The organism is Frigoribacterium sp. RIT-PI-h (assembly GCF_001297205.1).
In the GTDB taxonomy this organism is placed as follows: domain Bacteria; phylum Actinomycetota; class Actinomycetes; order Actinomycetales; family Microbacteriaceae; genus Frigoribacterium.
Genome location: NZ_LHOZ01000082.1, coordinates 44,702 through 71,476, shown reverse-complemented (window position 1 = coordinate 71,476; position 26,775 = coordinate 44,702). Strand labels below are relative to the sequence as shown.

The following is a 26,775-nucleotide window of genomic DNA, read 5'->3' as shown; positions in this document are numbered from 1 at the left end:
GCTTAACCGTCCGAGTATTAACCTCCGCGAAACGTCGGGGATGGATACGCTGACCCGCATGGGCTTCACGATTTCTAAAGCAGTCATTCCCGCCGCGGGCCTGGGGACACGATTCCTGCCCGCCACGAAAGCAATGCCGAAGGAGATGCTGCCGGTCGTCGACAAGCCGGCGATCCAGTACGTCGTCGAGGAGGCCGTCAGTGCCGGCCTCACCGACGTGCTGATGATCACGGGGCGCAACAAGAACGCGCTCGAGAACCACTTCGACCACGTCAGCGAGCTCGAAGAGACGCTGAAGAAGAAGGGCGACCACGACAAGCTCGCCAAGGTCAACCAGTCGACCGACCTCGCCGACATGCACTACGTGCGTCAGGGCGACCCGCTCGGCCTCGGCCACGCGGTGCTCCGCGCCAAGATGCACGTCGGACGCGAGCCGTTCGCCGTCCTGCTCGGTGACGACATCATCGACGCCCGCGACCCGCTTCTGACGCGCATGGTCGAGGTGCAGGGGCAGAAGAACGCCACCGTCATCGCCCTGCTCGAGGTCGATCCCTCGCAGACCCACCTCTACGGCATCGCCACGGTCGAGAAGACCGACGAGGACGACGTCGTCAAGGTCACCGGCCTCGTCGAGAAGCCGGCACAGGGCGAGTCGCCCTCGAACCTGGCGATCATCGGCCGCTACGTCATCCGCCCGGAGGTCTTCGACGTCCTCGAGAAGCAGGAGCCGGGCAAGGGCGGCGAGATCCAGCTGACCGACGCTCTCATGAAGATGGCCGGCGCCGAAGAGTGGACCGGCGGCGTGTACGGCGTCGTGTTCCGTGGTCGTCGCTACGACACCGGTGACAAGCTCGACTACATCAAGGCCATCGTGCAGCTCGCCTCCGACCGGGACGACATCGGTGGCGAACTGCGCCCGTGGTTGCAAGAGTTCACCGCCGGGCTCGAGAAGTAAGCAGGCGACACGTTCCGTGACGAACATCCCCACGCTGACGGAGGGGGCGGTGACCATCCGCCCCCTCCGTCTTCGTGACACCCGCGACCTCGACCAGGCCCTGACGGAGAACAGGTCGTGGCTGCGGCAGTGGGAGGCCACCAACCCGAACGGCTTCACCAGCCACGACGTGCGCGGCAGCATCCGCTCGCTGCAGACCAACGCCCGGGCGGGGCTCGGTCTGCCGTTCGCGATCGAGCTCGACGGCCGGTTCGTCGGCCAGCTCAACGTCTCGGGCATCGCCTACGGCTCGCTCGGCTCGGCCACCATCGGTTACTGGGTCACCCAGGCCGCGGCGGGCCACAACGCGACCCCGATCGCGGTGGCACTCGCGACCGACCACTGCTTCCGGGCCCTGGGCCTGCACCGCATGGAGATCTGCATCCGGCCCGAGAACGCCCCCAGCCTGCGCGTCGTCGAGAAGCTGGGCTTCCGCTACGAGGGTCTGCGGCGGCGCTACATCCACATCAACGGGTCGTGGCGCGACCACTTCTGCTTCGCGCTGGTCGCCGAAGAGGTGCCCGAGGGGGTCCTGCGTCGCTGGACCACGGGCACCGTGCCGGTCGGGCAGGGCAGTGTGCCGGCCGACGCCCTGGCCGAGGCCGGGCGCACGCTGCCGCTGTAGCGACTCCGCCCGCTCGGGTCGTCCGTCGGGCCGCGAGGCGGATCCGTCCCGCGACACGCGGACACACCTGTCGATCAGCGGCCTCCGGGGCCCGCCCGCTCATACCTTGGTCACCATGAACATCGAGTCGTGGGGTGGAGGCGTCGTCCTCGCTCTCGTCGCCGCGCTCTGGCTCGTCTACCTCGTGCCCACCTGGCAGCGCCGACGCGAGTACCTCGCGACCGAACGCAACGCCGTGCGGCTGCAGCAGACCCTGCGCATCCTCGCCCAGACGGCCGAGGTGCCCGACGAGGTGCGCATCGAGGCGAACGCCCGCTCGGTCGCCGACGCGCAGAAGATCCTGCGACACGAGGAGGCGCGGCGCGAGGCCCTGAGGCGTGCGCACGAGGCGGCGCGGCAGCGTGCCGTCACCCGCGAGCTCGCCGCGGCCGCCCCCGTGTTGCGGGCCGCCGACCGCGACCCCGCCCTCGCCGCCCGTCGGCTCCGGCGCTCGCGTCTGGTCTCGACCGTCGTGCTCGCCCTGAGCGCCGTCGCGATCGTCGCCGGCCTCGCCGCGGGCCTGACGTCGTCGTGGGTGCTGGTCGTCGCCGGCCTCGTCTTCGGCGGCGGTGCCGTCACCATGCTCTCTCAGCTGGCCGCGGTCTCGCGAGCCCGCGCCCGGCGTGCGGTGGTCGCGCCGGTGGCGCAGCCGCTGAAGGACTTCTCGGGCGTCATGGGGGAGGGCGTCGTCCTCCGCGACGACGAGGCCCCGGCCGAGTCGCGGCTGTGGACGCCCGTGCCCGTCCCGAAGCCCCTCTCCCTGCGACGCGGACGACCGCGCCCCGCCGCGGCCGCGCCGGCGGGCGACGCCGCGGCCGAGTTGCGGCAGGACTCCCACCGCTCGGTCGAGTCACTGCGTGCCGCGCAGCACGACGCCCTGCGCGAGGCCGCCCGGGCCGAGGCTGCGCTGCAGTCGACGCGACGGGCGCCGGTGGCCACCGCCGCGCCTCCTGCACCGGCCGCGGTCGTCGCCGACCCCGCCGAGGAGGCGCGGGTCGAGCCGGTCGCACCCCCTCGCCCCCCGAGTCGTTTCGCCCGCATGGGCATCATCGACGACCTGCCGCAGACGGACTTCTCGCTCGACGAGGCCCTGCAGCGGCGTCGCGCCGTCTGACCCGCGGAGCGCCGACCCGGGTTCATCCGGCGGTCGACGAGGTGCTATCGTGGCAGAGCAGTTTCTGGGGCTATGGCGCAGTTGGTAGCGCGTCTCGTTCGCAATGAGAAGGTCAGGGGTTCGAATCCCCTTAGCTCCACCACACGAAGGCCCGGGTCGACCACGACCCGGGCCTTTCGCATGCCGGCCACCGCCGAGACCCCACGAACTCGCCGAGACCCCAGGACGCGTCCAGGGGTCTCGGCGACTTCCTGGGGTCTCGCCTCGGCGGTGGCCCGGGCGAGCTGATGGATCAGCTGTGAGCGGGCGCGGCGGGGGCGGGCCGGTCGTAGCATCCGGGCATGTCACTCGCAGTCAGCATCGTCCAACACGACGAACACGATCGTCCGGTCTGGTACCTGCAGTACTCCTACGCACGCACCCTGCCCGGAGCACCGGCCCGGGGTCCGTACCATTCGCGACTCGACGCCGAGGAGGCCCTGCACCACCTCCGCGACGCCGCCCACATGTACGGCGAGTTCGAGATCTCGGTGCTGACCGCCTGACCGCCGCCGGGGTGTGCGCGACCGATGAGAGGTTGCGCAGGGTGAATCGAATACGACAGATCGGTAACGAAAACGGGTCGCACAGCCTGTTCGGCTCGTCGGAACCACCAAGGCGCGACATGCTTGCCCCATGAGCACTCCGCAGCCGCCCTACGGTTCGTCCGACGAGCCCCGTGACCCCCGCGACGAGAACGGCCGCGGCGACCAGACGCCTCCGCCGTCGGCACCCCAGCCCCCGCAGCCGGCGTACGGCACGACGCCCCCGCCGAGTGCACCCCAGCCCGCCTACGGAGCACCCCAGCAGCCCTACGGTGGGCAGTCGCAGCAGCCCTACGGCGGCCAGCAGGCACCCTACGGTGCCGCCCCGACCGGTGCACCGGCCTACGGCCAGGCCCCGCAGTCGCCGCAGGGCGGCAACGGGCTCGGCATCGCCTCGATCGTCGTCGGCGGCGTCGGGCTGCTGTTGTCGTTCATCGGATTCGGTGTGATCCTCGCGATCGTCGGCCTCGTGCTCGGCATCATCGCGCTCGTCAAGAAGAAGGGCGCGCGCATGCTCGCCCTGATCGGCACGATCGTGTCGGGGCTCGGCGTGCTCATCGGCATCGCCGTCGTGATCGTCGGACTCGTCATCGGGCTCGCCTCCGTCCAGGCCGTCAACGACTCCCTGCCCACGAGCGGCTCGATCGACTCGGGTGACTCCGGGGAGGCCGACAGCGACGCCTCGGCCGAGAACAACGCCTTCGGCGACACCTTCACCTACGACGACGGCATCGCCGTGACGGTCTCGGCGCCCGAGGCGTACACGCCCGGCGAGTACTCGAGCGGCGCCGACCAGGCGGCCTCCGTGGTCTTCACCGTGACCATCGAGAACGGCACCGACGCGAACTTCGAGCCGATGCCCTACGAGACGGCCACCTCGGGCGGCGTCGAGGCCAGCAAGGTCTACGACTCCGACATCGAGAACTCGCCCACGACGGTCGTCCCGGCCGGCCAGACCATCACCTACCGCGTCGTGTTCTCGGTGGCCGACGCCGACCAGATCGTCTTCCAGATGTCCCCGTCGTTCGACTACGACGACGTGGTCTTCACGAGCTGACCCGTCCCGCGTCCACCGGCCCGCTCCGGGCGGAGCCCCCGTCGACCCTCGACGGGGGCTCCGTGGCGTCCTCGGTGACCGGCGCCGCGCCTCCTGCACCATGATGGTCGGGTGCCTCCGACGACCCCGACCGACGCCTCGACGCCTCACCTCTCGACCGATCCCGAGCTGCTCGCGCGGCTGAGGGACGACCTGGCGTCGTCCGGGTTCACGGTCGAGCGGCTGCAAGGTGCCGACGCCTGGGGTTCGCACGCCGGCGCCGCACTCTTCCGCGGCGAGCGGGTCGCCGCCCGTCGTGCCCTCGCCCGCAGCGCCGCACGCGACGAGTCGGTGCGTCCGGCCGCCACGCTCGCGTCGCTGTTCGTGCTCGGCTACCCGCAGGGCCTCGACGCGGTCGCCGACGCCCTGCCGACCCTGGGTGCCGAGGGCGCGGTCGCCCTCGGGCTCGTGGCGAGCGAGGGCGACTCGGTCCGTGCGCTCGTCGACCTCCGCCCGTACGCCTTCGTCGACGCCTCGGGCGAGGCGAGCTGGTGGATCGCCTCCGACCTCGGGGAGCTCGTCGTCGAGGGGGCTCTGCGCGAGGACCACGTGCTCGGCGTCGGGGGAGCCTCGGCCACGCTCGCCGGCCTGATGATCTCGCGCCAGGTCGACCGGGCGCTCGACCTCGGCACGGGCTGTGGCATCCAGGCCCTGCACGCGGCCCGGCACGCGCGGCCCGTCGTGGCCACCGACATCTCGCAGCGTGCCCTCGACTACGCCGCGTTCAACGCCGCGCTCAACCTGGTCGACGGCATCGAGCTGCGCCTCGGCAGCCTCTTCGAGCCCGTGACCGGCGAGACCTTCGACCACATCGTCTCGAATCCGCCGTTCGTCATCACGCCGCGGGCCGAGGGCGTGCCCGAGTACGAGTACCGCGACGGCGGCATGGTCGGCGACGACCTCGTCGCCTCGGTCGTCGAGGGCCTCGGCCGCCACCTCGCGCCGGGCGGCGTCGCGCAGCTGCTGGGCAACTGGGAGTCCGGAGGCGCGGGTGCGGTCGCCGGCAAGAGGGGCGCGTACTCGGTCGCCGACCGGGCGGCCCGGGGCGGCGTGCCCGTCGACGTCTGGGTCGTCGAGCGCGAGGTGCAGGCCCCGACCGCCTACTCCGAGACCTGGATCCGCGACGGCGGCCCCCGACCGGGCTCGGCGGACTTCGAGCGCCTGTACGAGGCGTGGCTCGGCGACTTCGAGGCCCGGGGCGTCGTCGAGGTCGGCTTCGGCTACCTGACGGTGCGGCGGCCCGCGGACGACGCGAGCCTGCCCGTGGTGCGCACGGAGCGCCTCCTCGGCGGTCTCGGTCAGAACGACGTCGGTCTCGGCGCCCACCTGCTCGGCACGCTCGACGCGATCGAGCTGCTGCGCGACCTCGACGACGAGCAGCTGGCCGCGCGTCGGCTGGTCGTCGCGGGGGACGTCACCGAGGAGCGACACTACTGGCCCGGCAACGACGACCCCACGGTCATCTCGCTGCGACAGGGCGGCGGCTTCGCCCGGACGGTCGACTCGGGCACGGCCCTGTCGGCGCTGGTCGGCGCCTGCGACGGCGAGCTGAGCGTCGGCGCGATCGTCGGTGCGCTCGCCCAGTTGCTCGGGGCGGACGAGGCCGCGTTGCGGTCGGAGCTGCTGCCGCAGGTCCGCGAACTGGTGACGACGGGCATGCTGCGGGCCTGAGCCCGGCGGACGTGCCGGGCGGCGGGCCCGCGGGGTCAGGCGGGGGTCGCCACCGCCGCCAGGGCCAGACGCCAGACGAGCTCGACGGGCCCGGCCATGTCCGGGCCGGGGGCGAGCATCCACTGGGTCTGCCTGCCGGCGCTGACCGCGGGCAGCACGGTCGCGAGGGGGGGGGGGCCGCCGCCCGCCGGCACCTCTCCCCGCTCCTGTCGGATGGTGATCGCCGCAGCGACCTGGGCTCGGATCGACGCGTAGCGCTCCACGAAGTACGCGTGGGCGGCGTGGCTCGGGTCGCTCGTCGCGGCCGTCGACATGCTCGCGAACAGCTGGACCAGCCCGGGCACGTCGGCGTTGTGGCGGATGACCGCGATCAGCTGCTCGACGGTGTCGACGTGCGGGTCGGCGAGGGCGTTGTCGACCTCGTCGCGTCGGCGGAGGATGGCCGTGAACAGCTCGTCCTTGCTCTCGAAGTAGTGCAGCAGCCCGGCCTGGCTGAGGCCGACCGAGTCGGCCAACTCTTTGACCGACGTGCCACGGAACCCGTTGCGGGCGACCACGTCGAGCGCCGTGTCGAGGATCTCGGTGCGCTTGGCCACACCCTTCGCGTACGAACCCCGTTGTGCCATGCGGTCAGGCTAGCGCGACCGTCGCCGGTCCGGCCCGAAACCCACCGTCGCTCGGTTTTCGCTGGTAGCGTCACGTCATGACCCTCCACAGCGACGGCGACGCGGCCGACGACCAGACACGACACGACCAGGCCCGACTCGTCGAGCTCCTCGGGCGGCTGACCCTCGACGAGAAGGTGCAGCTGCTCACCGGCCGCGACTTCTGGACGACCCACCCGAACGAGAAGATCGGCCTGCGGCGCATCCTGGTCAGCGACGGCCCCAGCGGGGTGCGCGGCGAGGGGTGGGACGAACGCTCGCCGTCCCTGAACCTGCCCAGCGCCTCCTCGCTCTCGTCGTCCTGGGACCCCGCCCCGGCCCGCCGCTCCGGTGCCGCGGCCGCCGTCGAGGCCCGCCGGAAGGGCGTCGACGTCGTGCTCGGCCCGACCATCAACCTGCACCGGTCGCCCCTCGGTGGTCGGCACTTCGAGGCGTTCAGCGAGGACCCCGTGCTCACCGCCGAGCTCGCCGCCGCTTACGTCCACGGCGTGCAGGACAACGGCGTCGGCGCGACGCCCAAGCACTACGTCGCGAACGACTACGAGACCGACCGCTTCACCGCGAGCACAGTGGTCAGCGACCGGGCCCTCCGCGAGCTCTACCTGCTGGCGTTCGAGAAGGCCGTCACCGAGGCGCACGCCTGGCTGGTCATGTCGTCGTACAACTCGATCAACGGCGTCACCGCGACCGAGAACGAGCTGCTCGAGACCCCCCTGAACAGCGAGTGGGGCTTCGACGGCGTCGTGGTCAGCGACTGGACGGGCGTCCGCAGCGTCGAGAGCGCGAAGCACTCGCAAGACCTGGTCATGCCCGGCCCGGACGGCCCCTGGGGCGACGCGCTCGTCGCCGCCGTGCGGGCGGGCGAGGTGTCCGAGGACGCGATCGACCGCAAGGTGCTGCGCCTGCTGCAGCTCGCCGCCCGCGTCGGCGCCCTCGACGGCTTCGAGCCCGTGGCCGCGACGCCGACCACCGTCGAGGACGGCATCGCCTTCGTCCGCGAGGCCGCGGCCGCCGGCACCGTCCTGGCCCACGACCGAGGAGGCGCGGTGCCGGTCGACCCCTCGACCGTCCGGTCGATCGCGGTCGTCGGCCACAACGCCCGCTTCGCCCGCACCCAGGGCGGCGGCAGCGCCACCGTGCTGCCCGAGAAGGTCGTCACGCCGATGGAGGGCATCGAGGAGGCCTTCCCCGACGCGACCGTGACGTACTCGGTCGGTGCCGTCGTGCAAGAAGGGGTGGCCGAGCTGCCCCTCGACCGCATCACCAACCCCGAGACGGGCGAACCCGGCGTCCGGGTGTCGTTCCGCTCGGGCGACGACGAACTGTTCGCCGAGGACCGCCGGGCCACCGCGCTCGTCTGGTTCGGCGGCGACGCTCCCATCGAGCGCAGCGACACCGTGCGGTTCTCGACCCGGTACACGCCCGAGGTCACGGGCGAGATCCTGCTCGGCGTCGCCTCGGTCGGCCACTCGGTGATCCGGGTCGACGGCGAGGTCGTGCTCGACGGCACGAGTGAGGCCGTCGGCGACGACCTCGGTGCGGCGTTCCTCGCGCCCCCGTCGCAGTCGGCGGCCGTGGCGGTCGTCGAGGGTCGGCCGATCGACGTCGTCATCGACCACACCATCGGGGCGAGCGCGCTCGGCGGAGCCCTGAGCTACACCTTCGGCATCGAGCCCGACGACGGCGACCCGTCCGGGCTGATCGACGAGGCCGTCGCGGCCGCGGCGGCCGCCGACCTGACGATCGTCGTCGTGGGGACCAACAGCAAGGTCGAGTCCGAGGGTTTCGACCGCACCTCGCTCGGGCTGCCCGGCCGTCAGGACGAGCTCGTCTCGCGCGTGGCCGCGGCCGCCGCGACGACCGTCGTCGTGGTCAACGCGGGGTCGCCGGTCACCATGCCCTGGCGCGACGAGGTCGACGCGCTGTTCCTCACCTGGTTCGGCGGTCAGGAGTACGGCCACGCGCTCGGCGACGTCCTCACCGGAGCCGTCGAGCCCGGTGGGCGCCTACCCACCACCTGGCCCGCCACCCAGGAGGACGTGCCCGTCATCGACGTCACTCCCGTCGACGGCGAGGTCGTCTACGACGAGGGCATCCACATCGGCTACCGCGCCTGGCTCAAGGCCGGGACGACGCCGGCCTACCCGTTCGGGCACGGCCTCGGCTACACGACCTGGTCGCTGTCGGGCCTCGACGCGACGCCGTCGGTGACCGTGGGAGGCGCGGTGCAGGTGGCCGTCGACGTCGCCAACACCGGTGCTCGCGAGGGCAAGCACGTGGTGCAGGTCTACTCGTCGCGCGCCGACTCCGTGGTGGATCGTCCCGCGCTCTGGCTGGTCGGGTTCGCGCCCGTCGTGGTGTCGGCCGGCGGGACGCGTCGCGTCGAGCTGAGCGTCCCGGCCCGGGCCTTCGCCGACTGGCGGGACGGTGCCTGGGCTCACGAGCCGGGTGCGTTCACGCTGCACGTCGGCTCGTCGGTGGCCGAGCTGCCGCTCGAGGCGACGGTGGTGCTCGAGGGGTGACGCGCGCCTCCTGACGCGACCCGCGCCTCCTGGTCTCTCGGATCGGGAGGCGCGGGTCGTCGGTGCGGGGAGCGAGCGTCAGCCGCGGTGGTTGCCCGTGCGCTCGCCCCACTCGCGCCACGAGTACTCGGGCACGAAGCCGAGCAGGTCGCGGGCCTTGTCGCTGCTGAGCAGCGGCTCGACGCCCTCGACGGCCCGGCGCTTCTCGACCTGCGGCCAGTACTGCTCGGCGAGCACGGCCGTCGGCGTGTTCATCACGGTGTCGGACGCCGCGATGATGAACGCCTCGAAACCGACGAGGTCGCTCTCGAGCGCCTTCCGCACCGCCTGCGCGCCGTCGCGGGCATCGATGTACGAGAACAGGTTGAAGGTGCGCTTCTCGGGCGCCTCGTCGAAGGGGTACTCCGAGTAGTCGCCGTCGTCCATCACGTTCGAGAAGCGCAGGCCGATCAGCTTGAGCTGGCGGTCCCAGCGCGTGAAGTGCCGCGCCATCTCTTCCTCGACGGCCTTGCCGAGCGAGTACGACGACTCGGGGCGCACGGGGTACTCCTCGTCGAGCGGCAGGTAGGGCGGGTCGATGTCGAACGGGATGCCCAACAGGGTCTCGCTCGAGGCCCACACGACGTTGCGGATCTTCGCGGCACGGGCGGCGGCGAACACGTTGTAGCTCGAGGTCACGTTGTTCGTGAAGAGGGCGGCGTTCGGCACCAGGCCGGGGGCCGGGATCGCGCCGAGGTGCACGACGGCGTCGATGTGGTCGTACCGGTCGTCCACGCTCGTGAGGGCCTGGGCGACCTGGCCGTAGTCGGTCAGGTCGACCTTGACGAACACGACGCCCTCGACGGGGTCGGGGCTGGGGACGCGGTCGAGCAGGACGACCTCGTAGCCGTGCTCGGCGAGGTCGCGCACGACGGCACGGCCGAGCTTGCCGCTGCCGCCGGTGACGGCGACTCGGGTGGTGGGGGTGCGGGGAGACGACATCGTCGGCCCTTTCTGCCGGGCGCCCGGCGGGTCTGGAGGTGCGCGGATCGGGCTGCGCGCCTCCCACGTTTCTACTAGTCGGCGGCCGTCCGTGGTCGGACGCGGGTGGTCGGGTCGACTCCGTCTCGACACCCGGGAGGCGCGGTGCCCGTCCCGATCCGCTGGGAGCCGTGTCGGAGGCGCCGGGGAGCTTCGGGCGCACCGGGGTCGAGCGTCGGCCCCCGGGGGGGGCCCCCATGCGCACGCCCGCGAACCCCACGAACCCCGCGCGCCGCGACGCCGACGAGCGCACCGACCCGGCGGCCGTGCACGGCGACAGCGCGGAGCCCGTCGAGCTGCACGGCGAGTCCCCGGCCGACGAGGCCGCCGTCGAAGGTGCCGTCGAGCAGGTCGACGGTCTGCTCGGTGGCCCGGGGCGCATCGCCTGAGCCGTCGGCACGTCGGGGCCTCGGCGCGTCGGTGCTGTCGTGCTCGGGTGCGTCAGCCGATCGGCTGCAACGCGTGGAACGCGGTGCCGTGGTAGACGAGCGGTGCCGCCGTGTCGTCGACCTCGGCGCCGAGCACCTGCAAGATGACGACGACGTGGTCGCCGGCCGGCACCTCGCGGTGCACGACGCACTCGAGCCGCAACGGCGTGCCCGACACCAGGACGGCCCCGTCGTCGGTGACGACGTGGTCGACGTCGGCGAACCGGGCGGCCCGGGTGCGCGACGAGAGCTGACGACAGAGCAGGCCCTGGTCGGCGGCGAGCACCGAGACGCCCAGGCTCGGTGCCGTGCGCAGGCGAGCCCACGTGGCCGAGTCCTGACGCGCGGCGAAGGTCACCATCGGCGGGGCGAAGGACGCCCCGACCGTGAAGCTCGAGACGACCATGCCGTCCGGGCCGTCGACCCCGGCGGCGGCGAGTGCGGCGACCCCGCTCGGGAAGGCGGCGAACGCCGAGCGTTCGACCGGGGCGAGCGACGTGGTGCGGGTCATCGGGGGCTCCCGTCGTGAGATGTGAACCAGTTGGTTCATCCTGGACGCTAGCCGTCGGGTGTTTCATCCGGATTACGAGGTGGGCCAATCCCCTGGAAGTCACCCACCGCCTCGAGGGCCGTCCGAGGTACGGTGTAGTGCGCTCACCGGCTGGTTGCCGGGGCGCCCGTTCCCGACAAGCGGCCGTCGAACGCAGCGTGGTCTCCTGATCCGACTTCGTGAGGTCCTCGGCCGTGGGTCCGGTGGGCACGCCCTGGTCCGAGTTCTGCTCGTCGACCGGGGCGTGCCCTCTTCTCGTCCCGGGGCGTCGTGGACCGCGCCTCCTCGGGGTCGCGCGCCGCGCCTCCTCGTGATTTACTTGAGTTCCTCTCACCTCGTGAAGGTTCAGGGCACGAGGCAGGGGGCCGGCCGCGGGGGCGCCGCCCCGCCCTCGCGGTCGGACGACCCGTCCGTGGTCGTCGCCGACGGCCCGGTCGATGGTGCAGGGTTGACTCATCATGTCGCCCGCTCCCGTCGCCCCCCTCGCCGCCCTGCTCCCGTCGACGCCGGGTGCGGACTCGTACGACGCCGACACGGCGTACACGGCCTTCGCCGAGTGGGCCGAGTCGCGCGGGCTGCCGCTCTACCCGGCGCAGGACGAAGCGATGATGGAGCTCGTCGGCGGCGCGTCGGTGATCCTCAGCACGCCGACCGGCACCGGCAAGTCGCTCGTCGCGGCCGGCGCCCACTTCGTCGCCCTGAGCCAGGGTGGGCGGTCGTACTACACGGCCCCGATCAAGGCGCTGGTCAGCGAGAAGTTCTTCGCCCTGGTCGAGCTCTTCGGGCCCGAGAACGTCGGCATGGTGACCGGCGACTCGTCGGTCAACGCCGACGCGCCCATCATCTGCTGCACCGCCGAGATCCTCGCGAACCTGGCGCTGCGGCACGGGGCCGACGCGGCCGTCGACCAGGTCGTCATGGACGAATTCCACTTCTACGGCGACCAGTCGCGCGGGTGGGCCTGGCAGGTGCCGCTGTTGCTGCTGCCGAACGCGCAGTTCCTGCTCATGTCGGCCACCCTCGGCGACGTCACCCGCATCACCGACGACCTGGCGCGGCGCACCGGTCGGCCCGTCGCGCGGGTCACCGGCGTCGAGCGTCCGGTGCCCCTGCACTACTTCTACGCGCAGACCCCCGTGCAAGAGACGGTCGAAGAGCTGCTCTCGACGGGCGAGGCACCCGTCTACGTCGTCCACTTCTCGCAGGCCGCGGCACTCGAGCGGGCGCAAGCGCTCTCGAGCATCAAGGTCGCCAGCCGCGAGCAACGCGACGAGATCGCCGAGCTGATCGGCGGGTTCCGGTTCAGCACGGGCTTCGGCAAGACCCTCAACCGCCTCGTGCGCTCGGGCATCGGCGTGCACCACGCGGGCATGCTGCCCAAGTACCGACGCCTGGTCGAGCAACTCGCGCAACGCGGACTGCTGCGGGTCATCTGCGGCACCGACACGCTCGGCGTCGGCATCAACGTGCCGATCCGCACGGTGCTGCTGACGGCGCTGACCAAGTTCGACGGCACCCGCATGCGCCAGCTGAGCGCCCGCGAGTTCCACCAGATCGCCGGGCGGGCCGGTCGCGCGGGCTACGACACCTCGGGCACGGTCACGCTGCAGGCGCCCGAGCACGAGATCGACAACCTCAAACAGATCGAGAGGGCGGGCGACGACCCGAAGAAGAAGCGCAAGATCGTCCGCAAGAAGGCGCCCGACGGGTTCGTGTCCTGGGGTGAGCCCAGCTTCACCAAGTTGATCGCCGCCGAGCCCGAGGCCCTGACCTCGCACATGCAGGTCACCCACGCCATGCTGCTCAACGTCATCGGGCGCGGCGGCGACGTCTTCGCGAACGTGCGCTCCCTGGTCTTCGACAACCACGAGCCGCTCGCCAAGCAGTACGCCATGGCCCGACAGGCCATCTCGATCTACCGCACGCTGCGCACCGCCGAGGTCGTCGTGCAAGAGGCGTCACCCGACGGGGGTGCCCCCACCATCCGCCTGACGGTCGACCTGCAGGCGAACTTCGCCCTGAACCAGCCGCTGTCGCCCTTCGCCCTCGCGACCTTCGAGGTGCTCGACGTCGAGTCGCCCACGTACGCGCTCGACATGGTGTCGGTGGTCGAGGCCACCCTCGACGACCCGCGGCCGATCCTGTCGCAACAGCAGTTCAAGGCCCGGGGCGAGGCCGTGGCCGCGATGAAGTCCGAGGGCATCGAGTACGACCAGCGCATGGAACTCCTGGAAGAGGTCACCTGGCCCAAGCCGCTCGACGCGTTGCTGACGGCCCTCTTCGAGACGTACGCGGCCTCCCAGCCCTGGATCGGCGACTTCGCGCTCAGCCCCAAGTCGGTCGTTCGCGACCTGTACGAACGCGCCATGACGTTCGGCGACTTCGTGAACTTTTACGGGCTGGCCCGTTCCGAGGGCCTCGTGCTGCGCTACCTCTCGGACGCCTTCCGCGCCCTGCGCCAGACCGTGCCCGACGAGGCGAAGACCGACGAGCTGGTCGACGTCATCGAGTGGCTCGGCGAACTCGTGCGGCAGGTCGACTCGAGCCTGCTGGACGAGTGGGAAGAGATGGTGAACCCGCGCGAGGTCGAAGCCCACGACGAGATCGTGCCTCCGACGCTGCGCAACCTCACCGCCAACGCGCGGGCCTTCCGCATCATGGTGCGCAACGAGCTGTTCCGTCGCGTCGAACTGGCCGCCCGGGACGACGCGGACGCCCTCGGCGCCCTCGACGCGGGCTCGGGCTGGGACGCCGACCGCTGGGGTGAGGCCCTCGACCGGTACTACGACGAGTACGACTCCATCGGCACGGACGCCGCGGCCCGGGGGCCGCAGATGCTGCAGATCGAGCAACTGCCCACGGTGTGGCGTGTGCGGCAGATCCTGGCCGACCCCGAGGGCGACCACGACTTCGGCATCTCGGCCGTGGTCGACCTCGCCTCGAGCGACGAGCGGGGCGAGGCCGTCGTGACGGTCACGGCCGTCGGGCCGGCCTCCGAGCGGAGCCGACCGTCACCCGTCGAGGGGTAATCTCGTAGGGTCCTGCCCCACCCCGGCAGCCGACCAGCTCCACCCGCGTTCCACCACGAAGAGGTCGCCATGTCTCGTCTGTCCGGCAAAGTCGCCATCGTCACCGGGGCAGCCTCGGGCATCGGCGAGGCGATCGTCCGTCGGTTCGCCGACGAGGGGGCCCGGGTCGTCGCGACCGACATCGTCGACGGGGCGGCCGTGGCCGCCGAGACGGGTGCCGAGTTCGTGCAGCACGACGTCGCCAACGGCGGTGACTGGAAGCGCGTCATGGACCGCATCGCCGAGCACTACGGGCGACTCGACGTCCTGGTCAACAACGCCGGCATCGTCTCGGGCCAGTCGATCGACGTGACCCAGCTCGAGAGCTGGAACCGCGTCTTCGCGGTCAACGTCACCGGCGTCATGCTCGGCACGCGCTTCGCCATCGAGCAGATGCGCGCGAACCCCGACGGCGAGGGCGGGTCGATCATCAACCTGGCCCCGGCGACGTCCTTCCTCGGCTTCGGTGACGACGCGGCCTACACGGCGAGCAAGCACGCCCTGGTCGGGCTCACCCGGTCGAGTGCCGCCCACGCCGCCCAAGAGGGCTGGAACATCCGCATCAACTCGCTGCACCCCGGCCCGACCGACACCGCGCTGTTCCGCCGCCAGGTCGAGGCCCAGCCGCAGGTGCTCGACGCGTTCCGCGCGATGAGCCCGCGGGGTCGCCTCGCCAAGCCCGACGAGGTCGCCGGGCTCGCCCTGCACCTCGCGAGCGACGACTCGGCCTTCTCGACCGGCGCGCAGTTCGTCGTCGACGGTGGCCTGTCGAGCACGCACCCCTCGATGTAGCTGCACGCCGACGCGACGCCGGCACGACGCCGCACGGCACGACGCGGCACGGCTCGGCCCGGCACGGCGCGGCACCGCGTTTCGTGCACGGCACCGCGTCTCGATCAGGTGCGGTGCACGATTCGCGGTGTGGTGCGTCAGAAGAGCGTCGCAGGAGGCGCGGGCGGGGTCGCCGGCGCCGTGATCGGGTCGGTCGTCGCGACCGGCGCCCCCGGCCACCCGGGTCCGGACGGCACCTCGGTGCGGTTCTGGAACGCCGTGGCCGCGCCCCGGGCCCGCACGTCGGCCGCCTCGTTCATCTCGTGCCCGACGTGACCGCGGACCCACTCGAAGCGCACCTTCCGTCCGGCCAGGGCGGCGTCGAGCTCCTTCAGGATCTCGACGTTGAGCACGGGCTTGCCGTCGGCCTTGCGCCAGCCCTTGCGTTTCCAGCCGGGCATCCACTCGGTGCAGGCCTTGATCGTGTACTGGCTGTCGCACAGGATGTGCAGGTCGTCGTCGGTGCCGGCCGTGGCGCGCAGCAGCTCGAGCACGGCGGTGAGCTCGCCTTGGTTGTTCGTGGCACGCGGCCAGCCGCCGGCGGCCCACCGCTCGTCGTCGACGTACCAGGCCCATCCGGCGGGGCCGGGGTTGCCGAGGGCCGATCCGTCTGCTGCGGCGGTGATGGTCATGCGGGGTGCTCCTTGCGTCGACGGGTTGCCGGTCCACGGTAACGTGCCGGGCGCGACCGACCGGACCCGCGCCTCCTGCGGGGGTGTCGGGATCGGACGGCGGGGTCGCGCCCGACCGGGTCAGCCGTTGTGGTCGGGGTGCGAGCCCGTGCGCTCGCCGGTCTCGATGCCCGCGATGGCGGCCAGGTCGCCCGCGTCGAGCTCGAAGCCGAAGACGTCGAGGTTGGCCCGGATGCGTGACGGTGTGACCGACTTCGGGATCACGACGAGGCCCTGCTGCAGGTGCCAGCGGATCGTCACCTGGGCCGGGGTGACCCCGTGCTTCGCGCCGATGCGCACCAGTGCCGCGTTGTCCAGGATGCGCCCTCGTGCCAGCGGCGACCACGCCTCGGTCACGATGCCGTGGGCGGCGTCGAAGGCCCGGAGTTCGTGCTGCTGCAACCACGGGTGCGCCTCGACCTGGTTGACGGCCGGTACGACGTCGGTCTCGGCCATCAGGCGTTCGAGGTGCGGGACCTGGAAGTTGCTCACGCCGATCGAGAGCGCCCGGCCCTCGGCCCGGATCGTCTCGAGGGCACGGTACGTCTCGACGTACTTGTCCTGCTTGGGGGCGGGCCAGTGGATCAGGTAGAGGTCGACGTGGTCGGTGCCGAGCTTCGTCAGGCTCTCGTCGAACGAGCGGAGCGTCTCGTCGTAGCCCTGCGCGGTGTTCCAGACCTTGGTCGTGAGGAACACCTCGTCACGGGGTACGCCCGAAGCCTGCAGGGCCCGGCCGACGCCCCGCTCGTTGGCGTAGAACTCTGCCGTGTCGAGGTGGCGGTAGCCCTCGCCGAGGGCGGTCTCGACGACCTGCTCGGCCTCGTCGTCGGCGACCTTGTAGACGCCGAGGCCGAGCTGCGGGATCGTGCGGCCGTCGTTGAGGGTGATCTGGGGCACGTCGATGGAGGGCATGCCCTCAACTCTGCCAGCCTCCGACCGACAGGCGTCGCAGGGCCCGGGCGACCGTCCGGTGAACGGTGCGTGCCGGGCCCGTCGTCCGGTGGACGAGGAGGCGCGGGTCAGCTCGTCTGGACCGGCACCGGTTCGGTGTCGGGTAGGGGGCTCGCGTCGCGACCGCGGAGGTCGGGCAGGGCCTTGTGGAACGCGGCGCCGACGACCATGCCGACGAAGGCGAAGCAGGCGGCCACGATGAGTCCGCCCTGGCCGCCGATGTGGTCGATCGCGAAGCCGGCGATGGCCGAGCCCAGCGCCGAGCCGATCAGCTGGCCGGTGCCGGCCCAGCCGTAGGCCTCGGCCGTGTCGCTGAACTTCACGCTCGACGACACGACGGCGAACATGACGGCGAGGGCGGGCGCGATGCCGACGCCCGCGATCAGCAGTGTGATGCTGATCGGCCAGAGGCCCGTCGCGAAGATCGCGAGGGTCATGCCGACGAAGACGATGGCGATGCGGCGCCCGAGAGCCCACGGGCCGACCGGGACGTGGCCGAGCGCGAGGCCGCCGACCAGCGACCCCGCGGCGAAGATGGCCAGCGCGATGCCCGAGTCGGCACTGCCCTCGCCGAAGAGCGCGACGACGCCCGCCTCGACCGCGGCGCAGGCGCCGATGAGCAGGAAGCCGGCGACGGTCGCCAGCAGCACCGTCGGCCGCGCGAGCACCTTGCCGAAGGCCCGTTTGCTGCGGGGGATGCGGACGCGCCCGACCTCGGGCGACGCGATGAACCAGATGCCGCCGCCCACCAGGAACGCGGCCGCGAGCCAGATGGCCTCTCGGGTGCCGATCTGCGTCCCGACGAAGGTCGTGATGACCGGGCCGGCCACCCAGATGATCTCTTGCGCGGACGCGTCGAGCGAGAAGAGGGGAGTGAGCTGGTTCGAGGTGACCATCTTGGGGTAGATGGTGCGGACGGCCGGCTGGACGGGAGGCACGCTCAGGCCGGTCACGAAGCCGAGCGCCATGAACACCGGCACCGAGAAGTCGTAGAGGGTGAAGGTGACCATCGTGATCAGGCAGACGATCAGCGTCAGGGTCAGGACGGGTCGCATCGCCCAGCGGCCCATCCAGCGGCTGGTGAGCGGGCCCGAGATGGCCTGGCCGATGCTGGTCGCGGCGAGCACCAGGCCGGCTGCAGCGTACGAGTGGTGCACGTGCTCGACGTGCAGCAGGAACGCGAGCGACAGCATGCCGAACGGGAAGCGCGCGGTCAGCTGGGCCGCGATGATGCGCGAGACGCCGGGCGTCTTCAGCAGGGTCGAATAGGTGCTCACGAGGGGACAAGTCTACGAGTGGGTCCAGGGTGCGCGACACGCCGTGGTCCCGAACTGGGGACACGGATCGACGAGTGTCGGTGGTGGGGACGAACATGTGGAGAACAGCCCAGAACCGGGGAGAACCGCCCTCGTTCTGTGCAAAACGTGTGCGGTTCCCTGTGGAGAACTCCGTGAGACGAACTACAGGCGTGTAACACCGCATCTAGTTGTGGGGGCAACTCCGGGCCACTAGATGTAGTATCGAAGAGTCGCCACGGGCACTACGCCCCGAGGCTCACGAACCACCGATCCGGCCTCAGGGGCCGGCCAGAACACAGGGGATCCCATGGCCATCACCGTCTACACCAAGCCGTCCTGCGTCCAGTGCACGGCCACCTACCGAGCCCTCGACAACAAGGGCATCGAGTACGACGTGCTCGACGTCACCGCCGACGACGCGGCCCTCGAGAAGGTCCGTGCCCTCGGCTACATGCAGGCCCCCGTGGTCATCGCCGACGACGACCACTGGAGCGGCTTCCGCCCCGACAAGATCGCCGCCCTGGCCGCCAAGGTCGACTAGTCGACCGGGCGCCCCACGCCCGACCCGTTGCATCGTGATCCGGGGTTCGGCCCCACACCACCTCGGAGGCGAGGACTCGTCGTGACGAACGAACTCGTCTACTTCTCGAGCGTCTCGGGCAACACCGACCGCTTCGTCAAGAAGCTCGGTGTGCCGGCCCAGCGCATCCCGCTGTTCCCGTCCGAGCCGCCGCTCCACGTCCATGACCCCTACGTCCTCGTCCTGCCGACCTACGGTGGCGGCGAAGGTCGAGGCGCCGTCCCGAAGCAGGTCATCCGGTTCCTCAACGACGAGGGCAACCGACGCCTCATCCGAGGCGTGATCGCGGCGGGCAACACCAACTTCGGAGAGGGCTACTGCCTGGCCGGCGACATCGTCGCGGCCAAGTGTGACGTTCCCCTTCTCTACCGTTTCGAAGTCTTCGGAACACCAGACGACGTACAAGCCGTACAGACAGGATTGGAAGAATTTTGGACGCAGCAGTCGATGACCTCGAAGTGATCGCCGCACCGGGGCAGGGCCTCAGCCAGGGGATGGACTACCACTCCCTGAACGCGATGCTGAACCTCTACGGTCCGTCCGGCGAGATCCAGTTCGAGAAGGACCGCGAGGCGGCGAAGCAGTACTTCCTGCAGCACGTCAACCAGAACACGGTCTTCTTCCACAACCTGCGCGAGCGCCTCGACTACCTCGTCGAGAACGAGTACTACGAGGCCGCGACCATCGAGCAGTACGACTTCGCCTTCATCGAGAAGCTCAACGACCTCGCCTACTCGAAGAAGTTCCGCTTCCAGACCTTCCTCGGTGCGTTCAAGTACTACACGTCGTACACGCTCAAGACGTTCGACGGCAAGCGCTACCTCGAGCGCTTCGAAGACCGCGTGGTCATGACCGCCCTCGGCCTCGCCCAGGGCGACGAGGCACTCGCCGTCGACCTGGTCGAAGAGATCATCGCGGGCCGCTTCCAGCCGGCCACGCCGACCTTCCTCAACACGGCGAAGGCCCAGCGCGGCGAGCTCGTCAGCTGCTTCCTGCTGCGCATCGAAGACAACATGGAGTCGATCTCGCGCGGCATCAACTCGTCGTTGCAGCTGTCGAAGCGCGGCGGCGGCGTCGCCCTGTCGCTCTCGAACATCCGCGAGGCCGGTGCCCCGATCAAGCAGATCGAGAACCAGTCGTCGGGCATCATCCCCGTCATGAAGTTGCTCGAAGACAGCTTCAGCTACGCGAACCAGCTCGGTGCCCGTCAGGGTGCCGGCGCGGTGTACCTCAGCGCACACCACCCCGACATCATGCGGTTCCTCGACACCAAGCGCGAGAACGCCGACGAGAAGATCCGCATCAAGACGCTGTCCCTCGGCGTCGTCGTGCCCGACATCACGTTCGAGCTCGCCAAGAACAACGAGGACATGTACCTCTTCTCGCCGTACGACGTCGAGAAGGTCTACGGCGTCCCCTTCGGCGACGTCGCGATCAGCGAGAAGTACCGTGAGATGGTCGCCGACTCGCGCATCAAGAAGACCAAGATCAAGGCGCGCGACTTCTTCCAGACGATCGCCGAGATCCAGTTCGAGTCGGGCTACCCCTACATCGTGTTCGAAGACACGGTCAACAAGGCGAACCCGATCAAGGGCCGCATCAACATGTCGAACCTGTGCTCCGAGATCCTGCAGGTCAACACGCCGACCACGTTCAACGAAGACCTCTCGTACAACGAGATCGGCAAGGACATCAGCTGCAACCTCGGCTCGATGAACATCGCCCTCTCGATGGACGCCCCCGACCTCGGCAAGACCGTCGAGACCGCGATCCGCGGCCTCAGCGCGGTCAGCGACATGAGCCACATCACCTCGGTGCGCTCGATCGAGGTCGGCAACGACCAGTCCCACGCCATCGGCCTCGGCCAGATGAACCTGCACGGCTACCTGGCCCGCGAGCGTGTCCACTACGGCACGCCCGAGGCGATCGACTTCACGAACATCTACTTCTACACGGTGCTGTTCCACGCCCTGCGTGCCTCGAACACCATCGCGATCGAGCGTGGCGTCACCTTCGGCGGCTTCGAAGACTCGACCTACGCGTCGGGCACCTTCTTCGACAAGTACACCGAGACCGAGTGGAAGCCCGAGACCGAGCGGGCGGCCGCACTGTTCGCCGACGCCGGCGTCGCGATCCCGACGCAGGACGACTGGCGTGCGCTCAAGGCCAGCATCATGCAGCACGGCATCTACAACCAGAACCTGCAGGCCGTGCCGCCGACCGGGTCGATCTCGTACATCAACCACTCGACGTCGTCGATCCACCCGATCGCGTCGAAGATCGAGATCCGCAAAGAGGGCAAGCTCGGCCGCGTGTACTACCCGGCGCCGTTCATGACGAACGACAACCTCGAGTACTACACCGACGCGTACGAGATCGGGCCCGAGAAGATCATCGACACCTACGCCGCGGCGACGCAGCACGTCGACCAGGGCCTGTCGCTCACGCTGTTCTTCAAAGACACGGCGAGCACGCGCGACATCAACAAGGCCCAGATCTACGCATGGCGGAAGGGCATCAAGACGATCTACTACATCCGTCTGCGTCAGCTCGCGCTCGAGGGCACCGAGGTCGACGGCTGCGTCAGCTGCATGCTCTAGGCCCTGCGCCTCACGGCTCTCGCGCCACCCGGCGCGGGCTGGCCTCGACAGCCGGCCCGCGCCTCCTGAACTCACGCTCTTCCCTCTGAAAGGCACGTCATGACCATCACCGATCCGGTGCACGCCACCGGCAAGTCGGTCCCGCTGATCACGTCGGTCAGTGCGATCAACTGGAACCGCATCCACGACGACAAAGACGTCGAGGTCTGGAACCGCCTGGTCAACAACTTCTGGCTGCCCGAGAAGATCCCGCTGTCGAACGACGTGCAGTCGTGGAACACCCTCACCCCCGAAGAGCAGCAGATGACGATGCGGGTCTTCACCGGCCTGACGCTGCTCGACACCATCCAGGGCACCGTCGGCGCGATCAGCCTGATCCCCGATGCGATCACCCCGCACGAAGAAGCCGTCTACACGAACATCGCGTTCATGGAGTCGGTGCACGCCAAGAGCTACTCGTCGATCTTCTCGACCCTCGCGTCGACCCCCGAGATCGACGACGCCTTCCGCTGGTCGACCGAGAACGTCAACCTGCAGAAGAAGGCCCAGATCGTCCTCGACTACTACACGGGCGACGACCCGCTGAAGCGCAAGGTCGCCTCGACGCTGCTCGAGTCGTTCCTGTTCTACAGCGGCTTCTACCTGCCGATGTACTGGTCCTCGCGCGCCAAGCTGACCAACACGGCCGACCTGATCCGCCTCATCATCCGCGACGAGGCCGTTCACGGGTACTACATCGGCTACAAGTTCCAGAAGGGTCTCGAGGGCGCCTCCGAAGAGCGCAAGCAAGAGATCAAGGACTACACGTTCAACCTGCTCTTCGAGCTGTACGAGAACGAGATCCAGTACACGCAAGACCTGTACGACGGCGTCGGCCTCAGCGAGGACGTCAAGAAGTTCTTGCACTACAACGCCAACAAGGCGCTGATGAACCTCGGCTACGAGCCGATGTTCCCCAAAGAGACGACCGACGTGAACCCGGCGATCCTGTCCGCGCTCTCGCCGAACGCCGACGAGAACCACGACTTCTTCTCGGGGTCGGGCTCGTCGTACGTCATCGGCAAGGCCGTCAACACCGAAGACGAGGACTGGGACTTCTAGCCCACCCCCGCACCACGCAGCAGGCGTCGCCCACCCCGGGTGGCGCCTGTTCTGCGTCCGGCCCCACCTCGCACCGTCCCGGTGTGCATTTCGCGACCGTCGAGGGCGGACACGCGGCTCATCTTCGGCCGCAAACGTTTTCGGTGGAGCCGAGTGTCGGGTTCGGCCCGCGTGGCGGACTCGGGGAGGTCGGGTTCGGCCCGCGTGGCGGACTCGGGGAGGTCGGGTTCGGCCCGCGTGGCGGACTGGCGGAGGTCGGGTTCGGGCGGTGTGCCGGGTGAGTGCTCAGTCGGCGAGCAGGGCCGCCCGGATCGCGGCGATGCCGATGCGCACCTCGGCGAACGAGGTGCTGAGTGGCGACAGGCCGATGCGCAGGGCGTCCGGGTTGCGGAAGTCGGGCACGACGCCGGCGTCCCAGAGCCGGGCCACGATCCCACGGAACGATTCGTGCGTGATCGTGACGTGGCTGCCGCGTTCCGCCGCAGCCCGGGGCGTCGCGACGGTCACCCCGAGCGGCACGAGCCAGGCGTCGACGAGGTCGAAGGCGTAGTCGGTCAGGGCGAGCGACTTCGACCGGATCGCGTCGATGCCGGCTTCGTCGATCAGATCGAGCATGTCGTGCATCGCGAGCATGCCCACCACCGGGGGAGTCCCGCTGATGAAGCGCCGGATGCCGGCCGCCGCCTCGTACCCGTCCGCCATCGCGAACACGTCGGCCGCGCCCATCCACCCCTGGATCGGCTGGTCGAGCTCGGGCAGCAGCGAGGCGCGGGCGTACACGAAGGCAGGGGCACCCGGCCCGCCGTTGAGGTACTTGTACGTGCAGCCGACCGCGAGGTCGACGCCCCACTCGTCGAGCTGCATCGGCACGACGCCGACGCTGTGGCACAGGTCGGCCAGCACGAGACCGCCGGCCTCGTGCACGATCGTGGTGATGGCAGGCAGGTCGACCAGCCATCCCGACCGGTACGACACGTGGTTGACGAGCAGCAGCGCCGTCTCGGGCCCCACGACGTCGCGCACCTGCGACACGGTCACGCCGGTCGCCTTGTCGACGGCGATCCAGCGGATCGTGGCCCCGTGCTCGCGGGCGATGCCCTCGACGACGAAGCGGTCGGTCGGGAACTGGTCGTCGTCGATCACGATCTCGTGGCGGTCGGGTCGGGCCCGCAGACCCGCGCGGATCGCCTTGTAGAGCAGCACGGTCGTCGAGGCGGCCACGACCGTCCGCCCTGGGGCGGCACCGAGGCCGGCCGCCGCGCTGCGGTCGCCGAGCCCGGTCGGCAGCGACCTCCAGCGCTCGGCCCACGAACGGATCACCCCCGTGCCCCCGGCACCCTCGACGAACTCGGACAGTCGTGACAGCGTGGCGGTCACGGGTCGCCCCAGCGAGTTGCCGTCGAGGTACGAGCCCACGTCGACGGCCGGCACGAACCGGTCGACGAACGACGCCAGCGGGTCGGCGGCGTGGAGCGGGCCGGCCGGGTGCGCCGAGGCCTGCTCGTCGGGATCGGTGGAGTCGGCGGGGTAGGCGAGTGGATCGGTCATCGGGTCTTCTCCTCGAGGGCGACGGCGGGGGGCTCGGCGGCGGTCAGTGCGGTCGCGGGCGCGAGCCAGGCGGCCCGCTCGTCGGAGGACGCGGAGGCGCGGGGCGCGTCGGCGATCCAGGGCACGCGAGGGAACGGCAGGCGTGCGCCGCAGGGCGGCGCGGCGACGTCGGGGGCGAGGGCGTCGAGAAGTCCCGCCAGCCCGAAGCCGGCCCGGCCCATCGCGCGCAGCTCGCGCTCGTTCACGCCGAGCGGCAGGTCGCCGTTGCCGAGGTCGGTCCCGTAGAGCACCCGGCCGCCCGCGGCACGGAAGCGCGAGAGGTGGTCGACCGCCGTCTCGTGCCCGACCCCACCCGCACCGTGGCCGTGGATGTCCAGCGTGCTCACCCACGTCGTCGAGGCGGCCAGGCGCGTGACCAGTTCGTCGTCGAGTCGTTCGCTGAAGGGGGTGTGCGCGAACCGGTCGACCCCGGCGTCGGCCGCACGAACGGCCTGGCCGACCCCCTGGACGTGCGCGACCACGGGCAGGCCGAGTCCGTGCGCGGCGTCGACAACGACCTGCAGCGTCCCGTCGTCGAGCACGGGCCCGGCGTCGGTGTTGAGGGCGACCTTGACGATCGTGGCGCCGAGGGCGTGCTGCTGCTCGACGAGCCGGGCCGCGCGGCGCAGCCGGGTCGAGGCGCGCAGGCCGCGCCCCGCGAGGGAGGCGCGGGGCGGCGCCCAGCTCGACCGGCCCGGGGACCCGCCCGGTGCGGTGATCAGCCCGCCGGCGATGGCCACCCCGGGCCAGCCGTCCCGCCCGGACCGGCCGAGCCAGCCGTGCGCGATCGCCGGGTCCCATCCGAGGGCGACGACCCGCGAGATGCCGCCGACGGGCGCCGCGCGGCGTCGATCAGGCCGAGGGGGACGTGCGGGTCGGGGAGGGGGGCCGGCACGGTGCCCGGCACGGGCGGGGGTTCGGCACCGGCCAGGGTGTCGGCGTCGTGCGCGTCGGCCGACCCGGCGAAGACGACGCCGTGGGCGTCGAGCCGTAGCAGGCTGCGACCGGACCACCGGCCCGACCAGGCGTGGTCGACCGTGACGAGCCGCGCCTCCTGGTCCATGACCCGACCCTATTCGTGCGTGCTGCCCGTGCCCTGCAGGCCCGCCCGCGTCCGGGGACGACGAGGCGGGCCCACGGGTGTGGGGAGGTGCCGAGGAGGCGCGACCTACGAGGGCAGGACGGCCCGCGAGCACCGTGCCACATACGGCAGGCGGATGAGGTCGACGTCGCGGGTGTCGGGGTGGGTGTCGAGCAGCTGCTCGACGTCGCGCAGGAGGGCCGCGCGGTCGTCGGGCGAGAGCGTGATGACGTAGCTGCGGGACGCGATCATGGCGAGGAACTCGTCGCGACCCAGCTCGTGCACCCACGCGACGTCGTGTCGCTCGACGGTGCCGAACGGTGCACCGACGACCGGGGCGTCCGACCCCATGTCGCGCTCGCGCGGCTGGTGCATCACCCGGCTGAGCTCCGCGACCCACGGCACCGACTCGTCGCGGATGTTCCAGATGAGGCCGAGCGTGCCGCCGGGGCGCAGCACGCGGGCGATCTCGGGCACGGCTCGGTCGGTGTCGACCCAGTGCCAGGCCTGGGCGACGAGGACGGCGTCGACCGAGTCGTCGCCGAGGGGGATGCTCTCGGCGGACCCCGCGACCGACGTCGCCCCGGGGACGACCTGCTCGAGGGTGGTGCGCATGCCGGGCGAAGGCTCGACGGCCGTGACCGACGGAGCGCGGTCGAGCAGCAGGCGGGTGAGCTTGCCCGTGCCGGCCCCCAGGTCGACCACGTGACAGGCGCCCTCGGGCAGCAGCCAGTCGACGGCCTCGAGGGGGTACGACGGGCGGCCCCTCTCGTAGACGTCGGCGGCCAGCCCGAACGAGGCGGCGAGGTCGGAATCGGGTCGTGCGGGGTCGAAGCCGTGGGCGGCCGGGTCGAACCCCTCCTGGGTTGGTTGATGTGTCACCGGAACACTGTGGCACGTCACGATCCGTCACACACCCTGTGTTACGTCGGCCTCGGGCGCAGCATGGACGGGATGACTTCCATGCTGCCTCCGACCCCCTCGTCCCCGCGTCCGGCCCGGCCCCTGCGGGTCGTCGCCGTGTCGGGCACCCTCAGCACGCCGTCCAAGACCGACGCCCTCGTGCACGAGATCGTCACGGCGCTGGGCGACGTCCTGCCGATCGAGGCGCACGTGATCCGGGTCAGCGAACTCGGGCCGCTGTTCGCCGGCGCGCTCACCCGTGACCAGCTCGACGAGCGGGTCGAGCGAGAGCTGGTCGCCATCGAGACCGCCGACCTGCTGATCGTCGCCTCGCCCGTCTACCGCGCCTCCTTCACCGGGCTCTTCAAGCACCTCTTCGACTTCGTCGAGCAGTACGCACTCGTCGACGTGCCCGTGCTGCTCGCCGCGACGGGTGGTAGCGAGCGACACGCGCTGATCATCGAGCACTCGCTGCGACCACTCTTCGGGTTCTTCCAGGCCCTGACGCTGCCGCTCGGCGTGTACGCGCACACGACCGACTTCACGGCGACCGGGGGCGCGGAGAAGTACGCGGTCACGGCCCCGCTGCTGCAGGAGCGCATCCGCCACGCGATCCAGCGCGGCCTGCCCCTGATCCGCTCGAGCATCGCCGAGAAGGGGCGCATCGAGCGGAGCCTCGACGACGGTGGCACGGGCGACGGTCCGCGGGTGGACGACCTGCGCGCGAGCGAGCTCGACCTCTCGACGCCCACACGGCTGTTCAGCTGAGCGCACGACCCGAAGGCGGGGCAGCCGC

At 70.8% G+C, this 26,775-nt stretch carries 25 protein-coding genes and 1 tRNA gene; 16 read left to right on the top strand and 10 right to left on the bottom strand.

The annotated features are described in order from the left end of the window. Positions 1-58: 58 nt before the first annotated feature. From galU to AEQ27_RS12420, 7 genes are all read left to right on the top strand, one after another. A complete protein-coding gene (gene galU / locus AEQ27_RS12450) occupies positions 59-955 on the top strand; it encodes a UTP--glucose-1-phosphate uridylyltransferase GalU (protein WP_054146939.1) in 897 nt (298 codons plus the stop codon). Positions 956-971: 16 nt separating this feature from the next. Further along, complete coding sequence (locus tag AEQ27_RS12445; RefSeq protein ID WP_054146938.1) at positions 972-1,619, top strand: GNAT family N-acetyltransferase; 648 nt, start codon at positions 972-974, stop codon at positions 1,617-1,619. Positions 1,620-1,734: 115 nt separating this feature from the next. Then, positions 1,735-2,772 (top strand): hypothetical protein, encoded by a 1,038-nt coding sequence (locus tag AEQ27_RS12440; protein ID WP_054146937.1) that lies wholly within the window; start codon positions 1,735-1,737, stop codon positions 2,770-2,772. 66 nt (positions 2,773-2,838) lie between these two features. Then, positions 2,839-2,914: transfer RNA gene (locus AEQ27_RS12435), tRNA-Ala, on the top strand. Between the two features lie 199 nt (positions 2,915-3,113). Beyond that, positions 3,114-3,317: a hypothetical protein gene (locus AEQ27_RS12430; RefSeq protein ID WP_054146936.1), complete on the top strand. Its 204-nt coding sequence runs from the start codon at positions 3,114-3,116 to the stop codon at positions 3,315-3,317. 130 nt (positions 3,318-3,447) lie between these two features. Further along, positions 3,448-4,413, top strand: coding sequence for a DUF4190 domain-containing protein (locus tag AEQ27_RS12425; protein WP_054146935.1), 966 nt, complete (start codon positions 3,448-3,450; stop codon positions 4,411-4,413). A gap of 111 nt (positions 4,414-4,524) precedes the next feature. Further along, on the top strand, positions 4,525-6,123 hold the full coding sequence (locus tag AEQ27_RS12420; RefSeq protein WP_054146934.1) for a methyltransferase: 1,599 nt from the start codon (positions 4,525-4,527) through the stop codon (positions 6,121-6,123). Between the two features lie 35 nt (positions 6,124-6,158). On the opposite strand, the gene AEQ27_RS12415 is transcribed toward AEQ27_RS12420, so the two are convergent. After that, positions 6,159-6,749: a TetR/AcrR family transcriptional regulator gene (locus AEQ27_RS12415; RefSeq protein WP_054146933.1), complete on the bottom strand. Its 591-nt coding sequence runs from the start codon at positions 6,747-6,749 to the stop codon at positions 6,159-6,161. 77 nt (positions 6,750-6,826) lie between these two features. Between AEQ27_RS12415 and AEQ27_RS12410 the strand changes: the two genes are divergently transcribed. Further along, positions 6,827-9,310, top strand: coding sequence for a beta-glucosidase (locus tag AEQ27_RS12410; RefSeq protein WP_054146932.1), 2,484 nt, complete (start codon positions 6,827-6,829; stop codon positions 9,308-9,310). A gap of 78 nt (positions 9,311-9,388) precedes the next feature. On the opposite strand, the gene AEQ27_RS12405 is transcribed toward AEQ27_RS12410, so the two are convergent. Next, the gene (locus AEQ27_RS12405) at positions 9,389-10,291 is read right to left on the bottom strand and encodes an NAD(P)-dependent oxidoreductase (protein ID WP_054146931.1); all 903 of its coding nucleotides are present in this window, start codon (positions 10,289-10,291) and stop codon (positions 9,389-9,391) included. Positions 10,292-10,527: 236 nt separating this feature from the next. Between AEQ27_RS12405 and AEQ27_RS12400 the strand changes: the two genes are divergently transcribed. Next, the gene (locus tag AEQ27_RS12400) at positions 10,528-10,719 is read left to right on the top strand and encodes a hypothetical protein (protein WP_054146930.1); all 192 of its coding nucleotides are present in this window, start codon (positions 10,528-10,530) and stop codon (positions 10,717-10,719) included. A gap of 52 nt (positions 10,720-10,771) precedes the next feature. Here the strand turns inward: AEQ27_RS12400 and AEQ27_RS12395 are convergent, their stop codons facing one another. Beyond that, positions 10,772-11,269 (bottom strand): flavin reductase family protein, encoded by a 498-nt coding sequence (locus AEQ27_RS12395; protein WP_054146929.1) that lies wholly within the window; start codon positions 11,267-11,269, stop codon positions 10,772-10,774. Between the two features lie 497 nt (positions 11,270-11,766). On the opposite strand from AEQ27_RS12395, the gene AEQ27_RS12390 reads away from it, so the two are divergent. Both AEQ27_RS12390 and AEQ27_RS12385 read left to right on the top strand, forming a co-directional pair. After that, complete coding sequence (locus AEQ27_RS12390; RefSeq protein WP_082383494.1) at positions 11,767-14,337, top strand: RNA helicase; 2,571 nt, start codon at positions 11,767-11,769, stop codon at positions 14,335-14,337. Positions 14,338-14,406: 69 nt separating this feature from the next. Then, positions 14,407-15,168: an SDR family NAD(P)-dependent oxidoreductase gene (locus AEQ27_RS12385; protein WP_043596555.1), complete on the top strand. Its 762-nt coding sequence runs from the start codon at positions 14,407-14,409 to the stop codon at positions 15,166-15,168. Positions 15,169-15,305: 137 nt separating this feature from the next. On the opposite strand, the gene AEQ27_RS12380 is transcribed toward AEQ27_RS12385, so the two are convergent. From AEQ27_RS12380 to AEQ27_RS12370, 3 genes are all read right to left on the bottom strand, one after another. Continuing rightward, positions 15,306-15,839 carry a ribonuclease H gene (locus AEQ27_RS12380; RefSeq protein WP_054146928.1) on the bottom strand — a complete coding sequence of 178 codons (534 nt, stop codon included), beginning with the start codon at positions 15,837-15,839 and terminating at the stop codon, positions 15,306-15,308. A 120-nt stretch (positions 15,840-15,959) separates the two neighbouring features. Further along, on the bottom strand, positions 15,960-16,790 hold the full coding sequence (locus AEQ27_RS12375; RefSeq protein ID WP_054146927.1) for an aldo/keto reductase: 831 nt from the start codon (positions 16,788-16,790) through the stop codon (positions 15,960-15,962). Between the two features lie 107 nt (positions 16,791-16,897). Further along, complete coding sequence (locus AEQ27_RS12370; RefSeq protein ID WP_054146926.1) at positions 16,898-18,106, bottom strand: MFS transporter; 1,209 nt, start codon at positions 18,104-18,106, stop codon at positions 16,898-16,900. 328 nt (positions 18,107-18,434) lie between these two features. On the opposite strand from AEQ27_RS12370, the gene nrdH reads away from it, so the two are divergent. The 4 genes from nrdH to nrdF all read left to right on the top strand — a co-directional run bounded on the left by nrdH (position 18,435) and on the right by nrdF (position 22,408). Further along, a complete protein-coding gene (gene nrdH, locus AEQ27_RS12365) occupies positions 18,435-18,668 on the top strand; it encodes a glutaredoxin-like protein NrdH (protein WP_043596549.1) in 234 nt (77 codons plus the stop codon). Between the two features lie 81 nt (positions 18,669-18,749). After that, positions 18,750-19,169, top strand: a complete 420-nt coding sequence (gene nrdI, locus AEQ27_RS12360; RefSeq protein WP_054146925.1) for a class Ib ribonucleoside-diphosphate reductase assembly flavoprotein NrdI — start codon at positions 18,750-18,752, stop codon at positions 19,167-19,169. A gap of 32 nt (positions 19,170-19,201) precedes the next feature. Next, positions 19,202-21,307, top strand: a complete 2,106-nt coding sequence (gene nrdE, locus AEQ27_RS12355) for a class 1b ribonucleoside-diphosphate reductase subunit alpha (protein ID WP_054146995.1) — start codon at positions 19,202-19,204, stop codon at positions 21,305-21,307. 99 nt (positions 21,308-21,406) lie between these two features. Next, positions 21,407-22,408 carry a class 1b ribonucleoside-diphosphate reductase subunit beta gene (gene nrdF / locus AEQ27_RS12350; RefSeq protein WP_054146924.1) on the top strand — a complete coding sequence of 334 codons (1,002 nt, stop codon included), beginning with the start codon at positions 21,407-21,409 and terminating at the stop codon, positions 22,406-22,408. A gap of 285 nt (positions 22,409-22,693) precedes the next feature. Here nrdF and AEQ27_RS12345 read toward each other — a convergent pair whose 3' ends face one another. From AEQ27_RS12345 to AEQ27_RS12330, 4 genes are all read right to left on the bottom strand, one after another. Continuing rightward, positions 22,694-23,956, bottom strand: a complete 1,263-nt coding sequence (locus tag AEQ27_RS12345; RefSeq protein ID WP_054146923.1) for a kynureninase — start codon at positions 23,954-23,956, stop codon at positions 22,694-22,696. After that, positions 23,953-24,735, bottom strand: coding sequence for a hypothetical protein (locus AEQ27_RS12340; RefSeq protein ID WP_054146922.1), 783 nt, complete (start codon positions 24,733-24,735; stop codon positions 23,953-23,955). The genes AEQ27_RS12345 and AEQ27_RS12340 overlap by 4 nt, the downstream gene beginning before the upstream one ends. Then, complete coding sequence (locus tag AEQ27_RS12335; RefSeq protein ID WP_054146921.1) at positions 24,714-25,058, bottom strand: hypothetical protein; 345 nt, start codon at positions 25,056-25,058, stop codon at positions 24,714-24,716. The genes AEQ27_RS12340 and AEQ27_RS12335 overlap by 22 nt, the downstream gene beginning before the upstream one ends. Before the next feature lie 105 nt (positions 25,059-25,163). After that, on the bottom strand, positions 25,164-25,958 hold the full coding sequence (locus tag AEQ27_RS12330; RefSeq protein ID WP_054146920.1) for a class I SAM-dependent methyltransferase: 795 nt from the start codon (positions 25,956-25,958) through the stop codon (positions 25,164-25,166). Positions 25,959-26,030: 72 nt separating this feature from the next. On the opposite strand from AEQ27_RS12330, the gene msuE reads away from it, so the two are divergent. Next, entirely contained in the window at positions 26,031-26,747 is a 717-nt protein-coding gene (gene msuE, locus AEQ27_RS12325) for an FMN reductase (protein WP_235451076.1), read from the top strand. Positions 26,748-26,775: the final 28 nt, after the last annotated feature.

Excerpts from the sequence above, each read along its gene's own strand:
- galU (WP_054146939.1), top strand. The coding sequence starts at position 59 with ATGGGCTTCACGATTTCTAAAGCAGTCATTCCCGCCGCGGGCCTGGGG.
- AEQ27_RS12440 (WP_054146937.1), top strand. The coding sequence starts at position 1,735 with ATGAACATCGAGTCGTGGGGTGGAGGCGTCGTCCTCGCTCTCGTCGCC.
- AEQ27_RS12430 (WP_054146936.1), top strand. The coding sequence starts at position 3,114 with ATGTCACTCGCAGTCAGCATCGTCCAACACGACGAACACGATCGTCCG.
- AEQ27_RS12425 (WP_054146935.1), top strand. The coding sequence starts at position 3,448 with ATGAGCACTCCGCAGCCGCCCTACGGTTCGTCCGACGAGCCCCGTGAC.
- AEQ27_RS12415 (WP_054146933.1), bottom strand. The coding sequence starts at position 6,749 with ATGGCACAACGGGGTTCGTACGCGAAGGGTGTGGCCAAGCGCACCGAG.
- AEQ27_RS12410 (WP_054146932.1), top strand. The coding sequence starts at position 6,827 with ATGACCCTCCACAGCGACGGCGACGCGGCCGACGACCAGACACGACAC.
- AEQ27_RS12405 (WP_054146931.1), bottom strand. The coding sequence starts at position 10,291 with ATGTCGTCTCCCCGCACCCCCACCACCCGAGTCGCCGTCACCGGCGGC.
- AEQ27_RS12400 (WP_054146930.1), top strand. The coding sequence starts at position 10,528 with ATGCGCACGCCCGCGAACCCCACGAACCCCGCGCGCCGCGACGCCGAC.
- AEQ27_RS12395 (WP_054146929.1), bottom strand. The coding sequence starts at position 11,269 with ATGACCCGCACCACGTCGCTCGCCCCGGTCGAACGCTCGGCGTTCGCC.
- AEQ27_RS12390 (WP_082383494.1), top strand. The coding sequence starts at position 11,767 with ATGTCGCCCGCTCCCGTCGCCCCCCTCGCCGCCCTGCTCCCGTCGACG.
- AEQ27_RS12385 (WP_043596555.1), top strand. The coding sequence starts at position 14,407 with ATGTCTCGTCTGTCCGGCAAAGTCGCCATCGTCACCGGGGCAGCCTCG.
- AEQ27_RS12380 (WP_054146928.1), bottom strand. The coding sequence starts at position 15,839 with ATGACCATCACCGCCGCAGCAGACGGATCGGCCCTCGGCAACCCCGGC.
- AEQ27_RS12375 (WP_054146927.1), bottom strand. The coding sequence starts at position 16,790 with ATGCCCTCCATCGACGTGCCCCAGATCACCCTCAACGACGGCCGCACG.
- nrdH (WP_043596549.1), top strand. The coding sequence starts at position 18,435 with ATGGCCATCACCGTCTACACCAAGCCGTCCTGCGTCCAGTGCACGGCC.
- nrdE (WP_054146995.1), top strand. The coding sequence starts at position 19,202 with ATGGACTACCACTCCCTGAACGCGATGCTGAACCTCTACGGTCCGTCC.
- nrdF (WP_054146924.1), top strand. The coding sequence starts at position 21,407 with ATGACCATCACCGATCCGGTGCACGCCACCGGCAAGTCGGTCCCGCTG.
- AEQ27_RS12345 (WP_054146923.1), bottom strand. The coding sequence starts at position 23,956 with ATGACCGATCCACTCGCCTACCCCGCCGACTCCACCGATCCCGACGAG.
- AEQ27_RS12335 (WP_054146921.1), bottom strand. The coding sequence starts at position 25,058 with ATGGACCAGGAGGCGCGGCTCGTCACGGTCGACCACGCCTGGTCGGGC.
- msuE (WP_235451076.1), top strand. The coding sequence starts at position 26,031 with ATGACTTCCATGCTGCCTCCGACCCCCTCGTCCCCGCGTCCGGCCCGG.